The sequence below is a fragment of the Amphibacillus indicireducens genome, assembly GCF_039539605.1.
Taxonomy (GTDB): Bacteria; Bacillota; Bacilli; order Bacillales; family Amphibacillaceae; genus Amphibacillus; species Amphibacillus indicireducens.
Map to the genome: position 1 here is coordinate 1 of NZ_BAABDL010000110.1, position 16,876 is coordinate 16,876.

The 16,876-nt window shown below is 39.1% G+C and carries 10 protein-coding genes and 1 pseudogene; 5 read left to right on the plus strand and 6 right to left on the minus strand.

Going from position 1 to position 16,876, the window contains the following annotated elements; all coding sequences use genetic code 11:
• Positions 1 to 45 precede the first annotated feature (45 nt).
• Positions 46 to 420: a carcinine hydrolase/isopenicillin-N N-acyltransferase family protein gene (locus ABD814_RS09830; RefSeq protein WP_344912693.1), complete on the plus strand. Its 375-nt coding sequence runs from the start codon at positions 46 to 48 to the stop codon at positions 418 to 420.
• A gap of 49 nt (positions 421 to 469) precedes the next feature.
• Here ABD814_RS09830 and ABD814_RS09835 read toward each other — a convergent pair whose 3' ends face one another.
• Positions 470 to 1,303: a sugar phosphate isomerase/epimerase family protein gene (locus ABD814_RS09835; RefSeq protein WP_344912695.1), complete on the minus strand. Its 834-nt coding sequence runs from the start codon at positions 1,301 to 1,303 to the stop codon at positions 470 to 472.
• Positions 1,304 to 1,527: 224 nt separating this feature from the next.
• On the opposite strand from ABD814_RS09835, the gene ABD814_RS09840 reads away from it, so the two are divergent.
• Positions 1,528 to 3,087, plus strand: a complete 1,560-nt coding sequence (locus ABD814_RS09840) for a glycoside hydrolase family 43 protein (RefSeq protein WP_344912697.1) — start codon at positions 1,528 to 1,530, stop codon at positions 3,085 to 3,087.
• Between the two features lie 42 nt (positions 3,088 to 3,129).
• Here ABD814_RS09840 and ABD814_RS09845 read toward each other — a convergent pair whose 3' ends face one another.
• Positions 3,130 to 3,933, minus strand: coding sequence for a VLRF1 family aeRF1-type release factor (locus tag ABD814_RS09845; RefSeq protein WP_344912699.1), 804 nt, complete (start codon positions 3,931 to 3,933; stop codon positions 3,130 to 3,132).
• Between the two features lie 115 nt (positions 3,934 to 4,048).
• Entirely contained in the window at positions 4,049 to 4,600 is a 552-nt protein-coding gene (locus tag ABD814_RS09850) for an MATE family efflux transporter (protein ID WP_344912701.1), read from the minus strand.
• Between the two features lie 83 nt (positions 4,601 to 4,683).
• Here ABD814_RS09850 and ABD814_RS09855 point away from each other — a divergent pair.
• A pseudogene (locus ABD814_RS09855) lies at positions 4,684 to 5,535 on the plus strand (AMP-binding protein); the annotation flags it as partial.
• A 24-nt stretch (positions 5,536 to 5,559) separates the two neighbouring features.
• Here the strand turns inward: ABD814_RS09855 and ABD814_RS09860 are convergent.
• On the minus strand, positions 5,560 to 8,520 hold the full coding sequence (locus tag ABD814_RS09860; RefSeq protein WP_344912703.1) for an EAL domain-containing protein: 2,961 nt from the start codon (positions 8,518 to 8,520) through the stop codon (positions 5,560 to 5,562).
• A 188-nt stretch (positions 8,521 to 8,708) separates the two neighbouring features.
• On the opposite strand from ABD814_RS09860, the gene ilvD reads away from it, so the two are divergent.
• Positions 8,709 to 10,391 carry a dihydroxy-acid dehydratase gene (gene ilvD, locus ABD814_RS09865; RefSeq protein WP_344912705.1) on the plus strand — a complete coding sequence of 561 codons (1,683 nt, stop codon included), beginning with the start codon at positions 8,709 to 8,711 and terminating at the stop codon, positions 10,389 to 10,391.
• A gap of 181 nt (positions 10,392 to 10,572) precedes the next feature.
• Entirely contained in the window at positions 10,573 to 11,751 is a 1,179-nt protein-coding gene (locus ABD814_RS09870; RefSeq protein ID WP_344912707.1) for a glucuronyl esterase domain-containing protein, read from the plus strand.
• An 819-nt stretch (positions 11,752 to 12,570) separates the two neighbouring features.
• Here ABD814_RS09870 and ABD814_RS09875 read toward each other — a convergent pair.
• Positions 12,571 to 14,601 carry an ABC transporter ATP-binding protein gene (locus tag ABD814_RS09875; RefSeq protein WP_344912708.1) on the minus strand — a complete coding sequence of 677 codons (2,031 nt, stop codon included), beginning with the start codon at positions 14,599 to 14,601 and terminating at the stop codon, positions 12,571 to 12,573.
• Positions 14,598 to 16,343 (minus strand): ABC transporter ATP-binding protein, encoded by a 1,746-nt coding sequence (locus ABD814_RS09880; protein ID WP_344912710.1) that lies wholly within the window; start codon positions 16,341 to 16,343, stop codon positions 14,598 to 14,600. Before ABD814_RS09880 ends, ABD814_RS09875 begins: the two co-directional genes overlap by 4 nt.
• Between the last annotated feature and the right edge of the window lie 533 nt (positions 16,344 to 16,876).

Sequence of the window (16,876 nt, forward strand, 5' to 3'; positions counted from 1 at the left end):
AAAAACAGCTTTTGAATGGCTTGACAGAGCCATTCAAAGCTGTTTTTGTCATTTTTAAGTGCGAAAGTCAGGAAAGAGGAGAATCGGTATCAAAGTGATGAATCGATTGAGCGCTTGAATCGAATTAAAGCGCAGTGGCGTCCGAGCTTATCGACACGCCAAGCCTATCAGTTGTTTAATGATCGTGAGCAAGGGATTTTTTCAGATCGCTATTCGGTTTGGTCGGGTACACTTCACACGAGCTACTATCAACCAGAAACATTGGTGGCATTATATGGAGTTGGTGCGAATCAATTACCAGTAAGAATTAACTTACAACAATTTCTAAACGGAGAAACAATCCGAATTAAACGTGTAACAGGTGAGCTTAAAGCAGACACACCATTTATTAATCAACGACAGATTAAGAAAATAGACTAGCCACATCAAAAGATCAGTTTCTCTTATGATGTGGCTAGTTCTAATCATTTTACAAATCAATCCCCAATTCAGCTGCTTTTTTACGAATAAATGCAGTAGCTCGGTCGTATTTCTCCTCAGTATCTAAGTGCTCCATCATCAGCGGCACGTCGGGACCGAGCTTGTCCATGCCACGTAAAAATGCGTCATAATCAAGGATTCCTTCACCAGGAATAACCTCACTTAAATGTGTCGTTAATTCCGAACTTAAGGCGATATCTTTCGCATGAGCTGTTTTTGTGTATGGTGCTAATTTTTCGAAAAATTCTTCGATTAATTTACCATTTTGATAGACCTTTCTTGGGCTGTTCAGCATATTAACTGGGTCAAAGTGAACAGCAAATTGTGGACGATCAATTGCTTTAATTAATTTTAAATATTGTTCTGTATCATCAGGAAGCGCCCATGGCATCATTTCGAGTGCGTAAAAAGTGTGTTGTGGATTAACCTCATCAATGATTTCCTGAACGGTTTCAACGATTAAATCAAATGTTGCTTGTGAAAAATTGTCTGGATGCGGGGAATCCCACTTATCCCCTCGGGAACCAGAAATGTTGACACACACACCGGCTCGAACTTTGTCTGCCAGTCTGAGTTGATTTTTACAATGTTCAATGGCTTTTTTCCGAATCTCTGGATCCGGGCTGATCGGGTTTGACCATGCACCAACTTCTGCAATCACGATATCCGCCTCTTCAGCTGCTTTTTGATAACTGTTTATCTCTGCTTCGCTTGCCGTATGATCAACCGGAAAAACAGCTGCGCGATAATTTTTCTCTGTTAATTTTTTCACCCATTTTTCAGGTGTAATCTTTTCGATAAAAACTTGTCCACCTAAACGCATAAAATCGCTCCTTTTATAATCAACTATGATAGCGCTTACCCTTATATATTATAGCGTATTTCAGATCTACAAATCGAATAATATGAATAGAATGAGATTTTTTAAGTGATTGAAACCGTTTTCTATAGTTTATTAGGAAAAGTGTATAAAATCGAGGTTTATGTTCATTTGGAATATGGCTAAACTTAAAGTAGATGATAGGATAAGCAGAGGAGTTGGAGATTATGCAATACGAAAACCCAGTGATTAAGGGTTTCTATCCTGATCCTAGTATTGTTAGAGTGGATGAAACCAATTATTATATGGCAACAAGTTCATTTGAATATTTCCCAGGCGTTCCTATTTTTCATAGTGTTGATCTTGTTAATTGGAACCAGATTGGGCATGCTTTAACACGTAAGAAACAGCTTGACTTATCAAACAGTCCAAGCTCTTCAGGGATTTATGCACCAACTTTACGTTACCATGACGGTACTTTTTATTTAATTACAACAGATGTACGTGGCATTGGGAACTTTTATGTCACAGCACAGGATCCACGTGGCCCGTGGTCTGATCCGATCAAAATTACGCATGGAAATATTGATCCATCATTATTATTTGATGAGGACGGTAAAGTTTATGTGACCGTTCAAAATGGAGCTGGACTTGATTCACACGTGATTCAATACGAAATTGATCCGCAAACAGGTGAGACCTTAACGGAACCGGTCAAAATTTTTGACGGAGATGGTGGGGAGTGGACAGAAGCGCCACATCTCTATAATATTCATGATTTATATTATTTATTGTGTGCAAGTGGTGGTACGGGATCGAACCATCGCGCGATTATTGCTCGAAGTGATCAGCCGTATGGTCCGTTTGAGTTGTGTGACGAGCCAATTTTAACTCATAATCAATTACCTGATCATCCGATTCAAGCACTAGGTCATGCCGATATTGTTGAAGACAGTGTTGGGAATTGGTGGGCTGTTTTTCTGGCGACTCGTCCAGTTCAGGGGAAATACACAATTTTCGGTCGGGAAACTTTTTTAGCTCCGATTACTTGGTCTGAGGATGGTTGGCCAATGATTGACTCGAATGTTGGAACAGTTAATCAGCTAATGGAATCACCAAATTTAACGGCAACGAATATTGGTAAAGCAAGTGGATTTTTCACTGATTTTACCGAACGTAAAATTTTATCTAAGTGGTCTTATTTACGTTATCGCAAGGAAGATGCATACTTATTGCTCTGTAGCCGTAACGGTTGGCTTCGATTAGATGGGAACAAAGATACTCTCGATGATCCGCTTGGTATTCCTGCATTTTTGGTTGTGCCACAAACTGATATAGACATTGACGTATCAACTGAGATTTTATTTTTACCAGAACAGGATCAAGAAGAGGCTGGACTTGTCGCGCGTTTAAACGAACGTGCCCATTATGATCTGGTGATTAAACGGATCAAAGGTGAACGTTATCTGATCGCACGGCAAACCATTGGTGGTGACTCAGTTGTGTTGGAGAGTGTGCCGATCAATGCTGAAAATATTAAATTAAAATTTTCGATTGATCAAGATGATTATTACTTTTGGTATCAGGAAAAAGATCAGCAGTGGATTCAGTTAGCTAAAAGTCCACTTAAATATTTGTCTGTTGAATTAAATGGTGGTACTGGTGGAGTTTTTACTGGTGTAATGTTGGGGTTATACGCAACGGGAAATGGGCAAGATAGCACAACACCCGCCTACTTCGATTGGTTTAAAATTGAACCGCAACAAAAAATGAATCATAAAAGGTAGCTGGGGATTTGTTCACCAGCTACCTTTTTAGATTGTCTTCGCTTATTTTGTTATCCACTTAATGACTTCAGCTTCTTTTTTATCAAGCATATTTTTATTAATAAAGTGATTGATTGGCTTTGTCATTGTTTGAGACAAGTCATGTGTCTCATCTTGATTACCAACCATGTAAATGTGTTGCCAATCACGATCTTTCGCAAATTTATCAAGCTTACTTGCAATCCTTTTATACCAGCGGTGACGATTCGCTTCAAAGCGTTTGTTGAATTGTTCACGCTTCACACTCGTCCCACTTGCACTAACGGTTGATTGGGCATAATGAGGGCCGGTATGTTTTTTCCAATCTTCCGTATCCAGGTCTAGTTCAAAATAACTTGTGGCCAGTTGACGACCAAGCTCCGTTTCAATGATTTTAATCGCTTCTCGCTGAGTCAAAATAATGCCTGACTTTGGATAAGTTTGACTAAGATCAATTAATTGATCAACTTTCGCAATTTCTTCCCAATAAAGTTCTGTTTCAACAGGCACTTGAAGAATTTCTGCGACCCAAGTCGTTTCATCAGGCGTTGCAAAAATAATCACACTTTTTTGGAGTTGTAATTCATTTTCAGCAAAAAATTTCTTAACCCTATCTTTAACTTTACAAAAGTTATCAAGCTCAGCTTTATCGCCGTCTTCTTCTAAATACTGTTCAAATCGTTGCAAAGCATTTTTTAAATGAATCCGCCACTCGCCACCTTGCTGATCAGGATCAGCCGGATCTGTGTTTAAGTACATCGTAAAGACACGTTCTGGTTTCTCTAAATAAATACTTTCCAAGCGTTTGATTTCTTTATTGATATCCATTCGTCGCATCGGCTCCTTTTGTGATTTAGGATTATACTAAATGTGTAGCCTAAATCATTATCCATTAAACATCAATTAAACAATTGAAGAATAAATAGTTATAAGGATGCACAGCTCAATTTAAATACATGCAATCAAAACTCCTTAAAACAGTTAACATACTGTATTTTGCAAATCCCTGTGTAGCTATGTATGGATTTAAACCGAGTGCAAACTGGATTGTGATCGCCTCGAGAATGACAATTTTAATGTAATCCCAGGCATAGTCGATCGTTCGATCACTAGCCCCAAATAAGTAAAGCAAATCCTTCCCGAAAATTAAAAAGATCGTAGTTAGTAGGACTGACAACGCGATTAATAATGCAATACTATTGCCGAGAATTTTTTCAGCTTCATCACGTTTACCTTCACCAAGCTTGATCGCTGCTTGCGGCGCACCGCCCATCCCGACAAGTGAACTAAAAGCCATGATGATCATGAAGATCGGAAAGCCAACGCCAACCCCAGTTAAAGCATCAGCCCCGATATCTGGAATCCTTCCGATGTAAATCCGATCGACGATATTGTAAAGCATATTGACAAGCTGCGCAAAAATATTAGGGATTGCGAGCGTGAATAAAAGCTTGCCGACAGGTGCTGTGGCAAGACGATTTGTTGATGTATCCAATTAATCTCCTCCTTAATTATATTCTAGCATAATTCACAATATAAAGCCGACTATCTAATCGTGCATTCATGTTTTTTCATGTGTGGAATGGCATATTCGACCGTTTTAAAGTCAATATTTGGTACAGCGCACCGACTGCTTTTCGGTTATTAAAAGCAAAAGGAGACTTATATAAAAACTATGATCTATCATCATTAAGGCATGTTTTAAGTGTTGGTGAACCACTCAATCCAGAAGTCATCTTTTGGGCAGATCAGCAGTTAAACTTGAGGATTCATGACACGTGGTGGATGACGGAAACGGGTGGTCATTTAATTGTTAATCTTCCAGCGGAAAAAATTATACCTGGTTCGATGGGGCGTGCTTTTCCAGGCATAACAATTGCGATTTTAGATGATGATGGAGAAGAGTTACCTAGAGGCGAGGTTGGTCAATTAGCAATTAAAGCTCCTTGGCCAGGATTGATGAAAGCAATTTGGAATAATCAAGCGAAGTATGAACAATATTTTAACTATCCCGGCTGGTACGTGTCAGGTGATCTCGCATATCAAGATCAGGAAGGTTATATTTTCTTCCAAGGTCGTCAGGATGATATGATTAATTCACAAGGTGAGCGGATTGGACCATTTGAAGTTGAGAGTTCGTTAATTGAGCACCCAGCCGTTGAAGAGGCAGGTGTGATTGGAAAACCGGATCCGGTTAGAGGTGAGATTGTCAAAGCGTTTATTACGTTAAAGCCAGGTTATTTTAATACCGAAGAATTATTAGAAGAAATTCGATTACACGTGAAAAAAAATCTAGCAGCACATGCATATCCACGGGAGATTGAAGTTGTTGATAGCCTGCCAAAAACAAAAATATCTGGTAAAATCCTCAGACGTGAACTGAAACAGCAAGAGATTGAGAAACTTAACTATAAAACCCTCAGTATTTAATAAAAAAACCGAGTAGCCCCTGAGCTACTCGGTTTTTGTGGGTGTTTTCTCTTGAAAAATTTTTTCGATTTTATCTTCGGGTAGAGGAGGGTTTGTGTAATAGCCTTGGATAAAGTCAACACCTAAACTTGCGACTAAATCGTATTGCTCTTGCCGCTCAATTCCCTCTGCAACAACGGATAAATTAAGCGAGTGTGCCATTTCAATAATCGCTTTTAAAATTGCGACGTTCGCATCAACTGCAGAGAGATCATCAATAAATGATTTATCGATTTTTAAAATTTGAAATGGTAAGTGTCTTAATGAAGACAGTGACGAATACCCCGTTCCAAAATCATCTAAGGATAGTTTTACCCCCATATCGATTAACTCACCTAAAATTAATTTACCTTGCTCAAAATTATCGATCATCATACTTTCCGTTATTTCAAATGAAATCCGGCGCGGATCAATATCAGTAATATCAAAAATTCGCTTTAGTTCTCTTGAGAAATTTGGATGATTAACTTGTCTTGATGATAAATTAATGAACATCTTGATCGGAACATCATACTTTCTCTGCCATTTCTTCATCACCCGAATCGCCTCATAAATGACCCATTCTCCAATCGAAACAATTAAGCCGGTTTCTTCAGCTAATGGAATAAAGTCACGCGGGCTAACTTTACCGAATTCTTTCGAGTTCCAGCGCAACAAGGCCTCGACGCCATATATTTCCTCGGAATCAACGTAATAAATCGGTTGGAAATGGAGTGATAATTCATCTTCGACAGCATGCCGGAGTTGCTCTTCAAGTTTGATTTGACTCGCATTATGATGCTTGATTTGGTCATTAAAAATATGGATTCGATTCCGCCCTTCTGCTTTAGCGCTGTACATTGCGATATCAGCAGAAACAAGCATATCAGTTGCCTTACTATTTTCAGGATAGATGCTGATTCCAACACTCGTTGAAATTTGGTAGTGACGATGTTCATCATAAATCGGCTGATTGATCACTTGAACAATATCACTCGCCAATTGATAAGCTTCTTGATTATCGTTAATGTGCGGCATAATTACAACAAACTCATCCCCACCAAATCGAGCGAAAAATTGATTTTCAGCAAGCAATGGTTTTACCCGTGCAGCAACAGTTTTTAAAATGTGATCACCAACTTTGTGTCCATAACTATCATTGATCACTTTAAAGCGATCAAGGTCACAGAGAATTAGAGCAATGGATTGGTCGTTATCTTTGGCAATTTCAATTTCTTTAGCTAGCTGTTCTTCAAAGGAAATCCGATTAGCTAGGCCAGTTAGGGTGTCATAGAAAGCAAGCTCATTAATTTTTGCATCTGCTTTTTTTCGATTGGTAATATCTTTTACTGAACCAACGGCTTTTGTAAGCTTACCATCAACATAAATGAATTGACCGACAATTTGAATCCACATGAGTTGATTATTGTTCGTAATAACTCTAACCTCAAGATTAATTTGTTTCGTTATTCTTCGGTCTAAGGCAAGACTTGCTATGAAAAACTCTCGGTCTTTTGGATGAATGATGTTTACAATTCGTTCGAAATCAATATTTGCGTAATTTGTTCGTTCACCGAAGTGTTGAACAATTCCACCTCGACAAACAATTTCTTTATTAGTGTTGGTATATTCCCAAATGCCATCATAAATAATATCTGAAACCATTTCGAGTTGCTGAGAATAATTGTTCATCCGTTCAGTAATATTTGCTCTTAGATAACCAGCAGCAAAATAAGTCGCCAATTGATAGGTCGTGTGAAGTGGCATCAATTGCGTCATAATATCATCGGTACCGACAAAACCAAACATCCCAAAATAATGATCTTCTTGAACAATCGGGATAACGAGTATTGTATTTTCGTCGCCCATGAATGAGTGATTAAACAATAATTCCTTCGGTGGAAATGCTTGCGAGTGAATATTTCCATAAAAGGTTTGTTTCGTCTGCTTCTCTTGGACAACATCGAATGTCTCAAACATATTTGTTTTGAATGTCCCATTATCTTTCAAACCGAGCAATCCTTTTCGAATCGGGGTTTGGTTGAGCCAATTAAGTTGCAAGAGTTCCTCTGTATTATAAAACTGGATCCGTTGACCTAGAATGAAATTCCTTGAAATTAATTCAGATAAATGATCAATCGTTTCAATTGGATTCGTTAAACCGACTGTTTCATCTTCCCATTCACAGCCACAACTACTCCGAAAGACTGGATATGCATCTAAATAGATACTATCGCTAGGAAACGACTGATGCTCAGTATAATGTAAAAAGGCCTCAACAATATAACGACCAATATCATCAAATTTAATATGAACTGTTGAAAGACTATGCAAATTTGATTGGGCTACAGGAATATCGTCAAAACTCATTACAGCAATATCTTCTGGTACCATGATTTGATAATTTTTTAATTCATTAATTAATTCAGCCGCAATAAAATCGGTTCCGCAAATAAGTCCATTAATAGAATCTTCAGATTCTGCAATTTCTTTTGCAATCATAGGAATATTGTTCGTAAACGTATCAAAGAACTGGAAAGTATTGCTTTCTTGATTATATTTCTCAAACGCTTCTAAGCGTTCCATCCCATCTCGATACTTCTTCGTTCCGACATAGCCAATTTTTTTATGGCCATGATCTTTTAAATGTTCGACAGCTTTAATAATTAATGCTTCATTATCGATTAAAATAGCATAATCTGTCTTTAAATTTGTATTAATCCCTATGACTGGCTTCCCTTTTTGTTTAATTTGATCATGGTAGTGGTCACTGATCGTGTTCATCACGACAACCCAAAGATCAACATAATCGAGGGCGTAGGTTTCGTTGAAATGACTATTTGCATTAACGACTACGACTTTTATGTCTTCCTTGTTTGCAAAGTTAGACAATCCTTTGACAATTGTACCGAAATAATAACCATCTAAAGCAGGTGTTAATAGACCAATGACAAACTGTTTGTTCATTCCTCATCACCTCTCTACACTTGGTTCCAATCTATCGAAAGTTACTAGTCTTATTATACCATGACTTAATATCACTAGAAAGGCAAAAGATATATTTTTAGACAATCAATTGTCAGAATAGACAAATAAATTTGAAAAACGATTGTATATCCGTTAAAGTAAAAGGTGAGAAGAATGGAGGGATAACAATGTCAAAAGATTTACGAATCAAGAGTCATGTGTTTGATGGTTCACAACGCGCACCTAACCGAGCGATGCTTAGAGCGGTTGGTTTAACTGATGATGGATTTAAACAACCGATGATTGGGATCGCAAGTACGTGGAGTGAAGTAACACCTTGTAATATTCACTTACATGGATTAGCTGAAAAAGCTAAAACAGGCGTTAAAACAGCTGGTGGCTTCCCGATGATTTTCAACACAATTACTGTTGCTGATGGAATCTCGATGGGAACGGAAGGTATGCGTTACTCACTACCCAGTCGAGAAGTGATCGCTGATTCGATCGAAACGGTTGTTGGAGCCGAGAACTTAGATGGCTACGTAGCAATTGGAGGCTGTGATAAAAACATCCCCGGCTGTATGATTGCAATTGCGCGAACTGAAGTGCCAGCCGTTTTTGTTTATGGTGGATCAATAGCACCGGGATATCGCAATGGTCAGAAACTCGATATTGTCTCTGTTTTTGAAGGTGTTGGTAAGCATAATAACGGTGAAATCTCAGATAAAGAGTTACACGGAATTGAATGTGCTGCCTGTCCGGGTGCAGGCTCATGTGGTGGAATGTACACGGCTAACACAATGGCATCAGCTGTTGAAGCGATGGGGATGAGTCTGCCAGGAAGTTCATCTAACCCAGCCGAATCAAAAGAGAAACATGAAGATGTTGAAGCAGCTGGAGAAGCCGTTTATAACCTTTTAGAAAAAGGCATCTATCCAAAAGATATTATGACTAAAGAAGCATTTGAAAATGCAATTACCGTCGTAATGGCTCTAGGTGGCTCAACAAACGCAGTCCTTCATCTATTGGCAATTGCTTATTCAATCGATGTTGACTTAACGTTGGATGATTTCGATCGTCTACAAAAGAAAGTACCACATCTAGCTGATTTAAAACCAAGTGGAAAGTATGTCATGGAAGACTTATATAAAGTTGGCGGAATCCCTGCCGTGATGAAATTATTACTTGAGAACGGATACTTACACGGTGATTGCTTAACGGTTACTGGAAAAACAGTTGCTGAAAACTTAGCTGAAGCAGATGACCTTGCAGAAGGCCAAGATATTATCCGTCCATTTGATAATCCTTATCGCGCCGATGGACCCCTCGTTATTTTGAAAGGAAACCTTGCACCAAATGGGGCAGTCGCTAAAGTGTCAGGTGTAAAAGTCAAACGCCACACTGGTCCCGCGAGAGTTTTTGATACGGAGAAGGAAGCAACAAAAGCTGTCATGAACAATGAAATTAAAAAAGGTGATGTTTTAGTCCTTCGTCAACTCGGACCAAAAGGTGCACCAGGTATGCCAGAAATGCTCTCAATTTCAGCGATCCTAGTTGGGAAAGGGCTCGGTCAAGACGTTGCGCTCTTAACAGACGGTCGCTTCTCAGGCGGAACTCACGGACTTGTCGTTGGACATATCGCACCAGAAGCACAAGATGGTGGACCAATCGCCATTCTAAAAGAAGGCGACATTGTCACGATCGACTCAGATACACAAGAACTGACTGTTGACATTTCTGACGAAGAAATCGCCCGTCGCTTCGAAACATGGCAAGCACCACCACTCCACCAAAAAGGAGTATTAGGTAAATACGCCCATAACGTTTCGTGTGCATCAATCGGTGCCGTAACCGATAATTTTAGAGATTAATTCATTTCTTTGATAAAAAACTCCCCCTCTTGATTTTGGCGAAAGAGGGGGAATTTTATTGACTTGGTTTTCAATTTCCGCTAAGATTTGAGTGGAAGTGACCGGGAGCTTGGGGAGAAATCTCAATTTATTTGAAAGCGATTACATGGTTGGGGAATTTTTTCGAAAGGGAAGTGATTTAATGAAAGGAACCGGTGCTAATTTACGTGGAAGCGGAAAATACGTAGAACCACATCGTTTGCCAAAATTGGAAGGGATGCCTGATTTACTTAGTTTTGAAGATGGGTCTGAAGTTAAGACAGAAGCTGATTGGTGGCAACGAGCCAATGAGTTACGTGATCTGTATCAATTTTATATGTATGGTTATATGCCAGATCCGACAGCTGAAAAAGTTAGTTTTGAAAAGACCGATTCAGGTATGACTGTTAAAGTGACGGTGGCAGGGGAGGCGACGGAATTTTTTGTAACAGTGACATTGCCTGGTGAAGATTGTGAGTTTAAAGCGCCATATCCTGCTATTATTACAAACGGTGGACTCGATCTAGCTTTCGATGAAGCAACATTATCGTTTGTGCGACCGACTGAATTACCGTTGGAGGATTTAGTTAATCGTCGTGGCTATGCAGTGATGACAATTAAACCGGCTGATGTCGCGGCGGATCATTCATCACGAACGGGTGCATTTTTCGACCTTTATCCTTATTCTGAAGTTGATAACGACGTTGGAACACTTGTCGCCTGGGCTTGGGGAGCAGCGAAGGTAATTGACGCACTTGAGCAAAATGCTTATCCGGAAATCAATCCGAGTCAAGTCGGCATCACAGGTTTTTCAAGATTCGGCAAAGCTGCATTAGTTGCTGGTGCACTGGACGAACGTTTTGCCCTTGTCAATCCACATGCATCTGGACTTGGCGGGATGGCATCATTCAGAAAATCATTCACCGGGAAAAAATATCCGTGGGGTGTTGCGGGTCCACCAGAGAGTTTAGGCAGTCTTCAAAGTTCAGCGCTACGCCACTGGTTCACTTCCGTATTTTTAGGTTTTGAATCAAGCGAACAACTCCCGTTCGATCAACATCAGCTTGCAGCCCTGGTCGCACCGAGAGGATTAATTTTAACATCAGGTTATGAGGATTATCATACCAATCCAGAAGGTATGTTCGAAGCCTATCTTGAAGCGAGTAAAATCTACGAACTGTTCGATGCTGGTGACAACATTGGTGTCGCCTATCGACCAGGCGCGCACTCAATCGAAGTTGAAGACATTGAACGCTTACTAGACTTTGGTGATCAATTATTCAGAAACATCAAACCAAAAACAGACTTTAAAACAAGTTATTTTAATCAGTCATTTAGTTAAACAGTTCTTCCAAGATGAAAAATTGGACGAACTGTTTTTTTACACGGTGATTTCGTCTGCATTTCGCCGAACTTGTCTGTATTTTCCTCAACTCGTCTGCATTTCACCGAACTTGTCTGTATTTTCCTCAACTCGTCTGCATTTCGCTGAACTCGTCTGTATTTTCCTCAACTCGTCTGCATTTCGCCGAACTTGTCTGCAATTTCCTCAACTCGTCTGCATTTCGCCGAACTTGTCTATATTTCCATCAACTCGTCTGCATTTCGCCGAACTCGTCTGTATTTTCCTCAACTCGTCTGCATTTCTCCAAACTTGTCATACACATACCACAGTCCATGATCAATCAAAAAATCTTACCTTAGATCAAATAGAAAAGACACGCTCATTTAGCTAAGCGTGTCTTTCTATATCCCCCTTATGACAAGGGTTTGCGGAAAATCTGTTTTATTCTATTGTTAAAAATGGTTTTACCAAACTCTTACTTCTCTGACGAATTGACTCGCCGTACTAGAAGCTAAACTTCTTTTAGCACTTTTGTGAATACTATAAAGCTCAGAGGAGTGTTTATAATATTCTTTAGCTGAAATCGTTTCTTTTGACAAAAAACTGTTTCTTAATTTACTTGCAGATTACACCTTACAAAATAAATTAACTACTTTCCTGACGAGTACTTAGATCGTCAGCGTTACGAAACAAATTTTCCGCCAAGGCACTTTATTTTGTAAGAATTCTCATTCCTACGTTATTGGCCTTGTGGTAATACTATTCCCGCTTTTTCGACAATTAAACATTATTTAAAAAATTTTTTATAAAAAAGTTTCATCCAATTTGCTCCGCTAATCCGACCTGTTGCATTTTGAACATTTGATAGTAGTTTGCCTTTTGCGCAAGGAGTTCGTCATGTGTTCCTTGTTCAATCATTTTACCTTTGTTCATGACAATAATTTGATCCGCATGTTGAATCGTTGACAAGCGATGGGCGATGATTAACATCGTCCGTCCTTCCGCAAGAATACTGATCGCTGTTTGAATCAAGCCTTCCGTTTCAGTATCGATGCTCGCTGTCGCTTCATCCAAAATTAATATCGCTGGATCAAAGGCCAATGCACGTGCAAAGGATAATAGTTGTCTTTGTCCAGTTGAAAAGTCAGCACCATTTTCACCAACAGGCTGATCGTACTTCAGCGGTAATTTTTCAATAAATTGATCGGCACCAACGGTTTTTAATGCTTTGATCGCTTTTTCCCGGGTAATTTTCGGATCATTTAAGGTTATATTAGACAAAACTGTCCCGGTAAAAATAAATGGATCTTGGAGCACAATATTAATATGTTGCCTGACTTGTTGACGTGAGGGCTCCTGACTATTATACTGATCGAGAAAAATTCTCCCCTTTTGTTGATCGTAAAAACGAAGCAATAAATTCATAATTGAGCTTTTTCCTGACCCGGTGTGACCAACAAAAGCAACGGACTCACCCGGTTCAACATTAAACGAGAGATCGTGCAAAATATAATCATCTGCTTCATAAGCAAAACTGACTTGATCAAATCGAACGTGACCGTTAATCCGAGGAATTTCCTTATCGTCAACAGCCTCACCATCAAGATCAAGCATTTCAAAAACACGATCGGCGGAGACACGGGCTTGCTCGAGTTGTGGCAGTTGATGAATCAACATTTCCATCGGCTCAAATAAACGCCCTAAATAATCAGCAAAGGCATAAAGAACCCCTGTTGTGATCAGACCTTGCCCCGTTAAAACCCCATTTCCAAAAAACCAAATGAAGAGTAAAAGCGCTGCACCTCTTAGCAAGCCCAAAAGATTGTAAGTTGTAAATGATTCCAACCGCACTAACTGCCGTTGATAACGATAGTGACGATGATTCAACTCCTCGAATTCATCCTGTCTTTCTTTCGTCCTTCTAAAGGCCTGAATAATCGGCATCGTCTGAATCGACTCATTAATTGATGCATTAATCGAGCTGTTCACCGAAAGAATGACCCGATTATATTTGCCAGCATATTTTTGATAAAACTTGATCCACAAAAATAAGATTGGAATGGCTAAGAGACAGATCATTGCCAAGCGAGTATTGAGTAAAAACAGTGCAAACAGAATGCCGCCCATATAAATAATTGCATTGAAAAATGTTGCTAAAACGTTCACATAAAGCTCTTTAATCGCTTCCGTGTCATTTGTGATTCGAGCCAATATTTTCCCTGCTGGTCGATCAACAAAAAATTGCATCGGCAGTTCATGCATTTTAGCATAGAGATCTTGCCGAATTCGAACAATAATTCGATTAGCATAGATTTGGAGTAAGTACGTTTTTAAATAAGTAAAAGCTGCCGAAATGATGATCAAAATTAAATAGGTGATCAGTAAGAATGCAATCGGCTGAATTTCTGGTCGGAAAAAGTGGATCAAATCCCCCGCTGATAATTGTTCACCAGTGACGACTTGCTGTTCACCATCATAACTAGCGAGCCAATTCCCATCATCATCACGCTCAATTTGACTGTTAACCGGAATTTGTCGATCAATAAAATAATATTTTCGATTCGATTGTACCAACGTATGATAGCTAGCAATTTGATCATCACTGTCAATTCGATCCACTCGTTTGTAATGCTTATTTTGAAAAATTACTGTACCAGATTCATCATCGGCAACTTGTGCCCACTCTGCTTGAACGCCAACAATGTGATTGTCGATGACCGATTTAGCAATAAAAGGGCCTGCCAAGTCTAAGCCGATCGCAATTAACAAACACAGAAGTGCAAAACTAATCACTTTCAGATTTGAACGTGCATATTGAAGCAATCTTTTTTCTGTTGAAGGTTTCATTCGCTCACCTTCCTTTCCATTTGTTGAATCTCGAATTGCTCCTGATACCAGCCGCCAAGAACCATCAATTCATCGTGTGTCCCGTGTTCAATAATTTTGCCATCATCTAAAACAATAATCTGATTTGCATGTTTGACCGCAGACAAGCGATGGGCTGAAATTAAAGTCGTTTTATTGGTGCGTTCTTTTTTCAAATGCTCAATAATCGTTGCTTCCGTCTCGCCATCTACAGCTGAAAGGGAATCATCAAGAATTAAGATTTCTGGATCGACTAATAGTGCTCGGGCTAGTGATACTCGTTGCTTTTGCCCACCGGAAAGGGTGACACCACTTTCACCAACTATTGTATCCAGTCCTTTTGGTAGCGCATCAATGTCACTTTTTAATGATGTAGACGTTAAGATCTGATTAATCGCTTGATCAGAAATTGGACCGGTACCGAAGCTAAGGTTTTCTCTAATTGTTTTGGAAAAAAGAATTTGCTCTTGTGGGACATAACCAATCCAACTTCTTGTTTCTTCAAGAGTAAACTGGTCAATCTCAATCCCATTGATCGTTAATTCACCTTTCGGAGGTAAATAATCACGTAATAATTGTTTGAACAGCGTTGTTTTACCAGAACCGGTTTTGCCGACAACACCGATCGTCTCACCACGATAGATCGTTAAGTTAATCTGCTTTAACTGATTTTCCTCTGTTCCTGGATATGAAAAGGAGACACGATTAAATCCGATCACTTCTGGTGTAGAAATTGATTTCGGTTGTTCAGGGTCTGTCACATCTGGCTTTTGAGCTAAAATTTTCTCGACTCGATCGAGCGATGCATGCCCACGCTGTAACACATTAATTAAATGACCGAGCGCGATCATCGGCCAAATCATCATCCCTAAATAAATGTTGAATGTTACTAAGTCACCAATTGAAAGCTGATCATTAATGACTAAAAATGTCCCGTAGCCAAGCCCAATTGTATAAGATAAGCCAACTAAGATTTTAATTGTTGGATCAAATAATGCATCAAGTTCAGCAACCGATTTATTCTTCTTAAACACAGTTTCGGTAATTTGAGCAAACCGTTCACGGTCGTGAGATTCTTGGACAAAGGCTCGAACGACACGGACACCACGAATCGATTCCAACGTATAGTTATTCATTTCTGAAAAAGCCGTTTGTGCTTCAGTGAATCGTTGATGGATCGCTTGCCCATACTTTTGCATCGCGAGTGCAATAAAAGGCATTGGAATCAGTGCGGTAAATGTCAACGGCCAGCTGATTGAAAAGCCCATCACAAAAATAATAAAGACCATTAATACAGTTGAATCAAACAGCGTCATCACACCAAATCCAGCCGTCATCATAATCGACTTTAAATCGTTGGTTGATCTTGCCATCAAGTCACCCGAGCGATTTTTACTATAAAAACGTGGATTCATTTTTAGTAGGTGTCGCATCACCTTGGAGCGCAATTTACGTTCTAAAATAACCGCCCCGACAAAAAGGTTGATGTCCCAAATTAGCATCACAAAATATTTAACAATAATAATAACGAAAAAAGTGACCAAGATTTGTGTTAATCGTCTGCTTGTTAATTCATTAAATTGGATTAAATCAATCGTGATCCCAAGCAGGCGAGGAGGGATCATCTCAAGAATATTGACAATAATCAGTGCGAAAATCGCGATCGAATACCTTTTCCAATGTTCCTTAAAAAACCAAGTTAATTTACTAAAAACTGAAAACATATGATCACTCTCCATCTACGGTTTGAATCCATTAAAAAAAGCGTATACATCTGTGACGTATACGCTGCTAAAAAGATCAGAATAAAGAGTGAGAAGACACTCAAATTCAGCTAAATAGACAGAGTAAGGCCACGGATTTAATCGTGGCCTCATTTAATAAAGTTTGCATCTACATCATTGTTTACGAATGTAGACTTACAGTTTTTCAGAAAAAGGGGTCACGAGTATGTTATCTTGGTTTGCATTGTTAAGTAAGCTGTTAATTACGATCATCATCATGACCTCCTTTTTAAAGTTTTTTGTTATTTGCGCTCTAATTATATAGTCAAACGAATCTGCCGTCAATAAGAATTTGGAAAATCAACTAAATAATTTGGAAACACTGAAATCCGTAGCGGGATAAAGTTACTTGACCTTGCTCATTTAACGCTGTTGATTGATCTGCAAATAATTGTTTTACCGTTAGTTTTGCAGCTACTTTCTGAAAGGTAAGTTTGAGAAGCTTTGATACAGTAAATTGTATCACTATTTTT

Coding starts and splice junctions, on each gene's coding strand:
- ABD814_RS09880 (WP_344912710.1), bottom strand. CDS start 16,343: ATGTTTTCAGTTTTTAGTAAATTAACTTGGTTTTTTAAGGAACATTGG.
- ABD814_RS09845 (WP_344912699.1), bottom strand. CDS start 3,933: ATGGATATCAATAAAGAAATCAAACGCTTGGAAAGTATTTATTTAGAG.
- ABD814_RS09875 (WP_344912708.1), bottom strand. CDS start 14,601: ATGAAACCTTCAACAGAAAAAAGATTGCTTCAATATGCACGTTCAAAT.
- ABD814_RS09840 (WP_344912697.1), top strand. CDS start 1,528: ATGCAATACGAAAACCCAGTGATTAAGGGTTTCTATCCTGATCCTAGT.
- ABD814_RS09870 (WP_344912707.1), top strand. CDS start 10,573: ATGAAAGGAACCGGTGCTAATTTACGTGGAAGCGGAAAATACGTAGAA.
- ABD814_RS09860 (WP_344912703.1), bottom strand. CDS start 8,520: ATGAACAAACAGTTTGTCATTGGTCTATTAACACCTGCTTTAGATGGT.
- ABD814_RS09835 (WP_344912695.1), bottom strand. CDS start 1,303: ATGCGTTTAGGTGGACAAGTTTTTATCGAAAAGATTACACCTGAAAAA.
- ilvD (WP_344912705.1), top strand. CDS start 8,709: ATGTCAAAAGATTTACGAATCAAGAGTCATGTGTTTGATGGTTCACAA.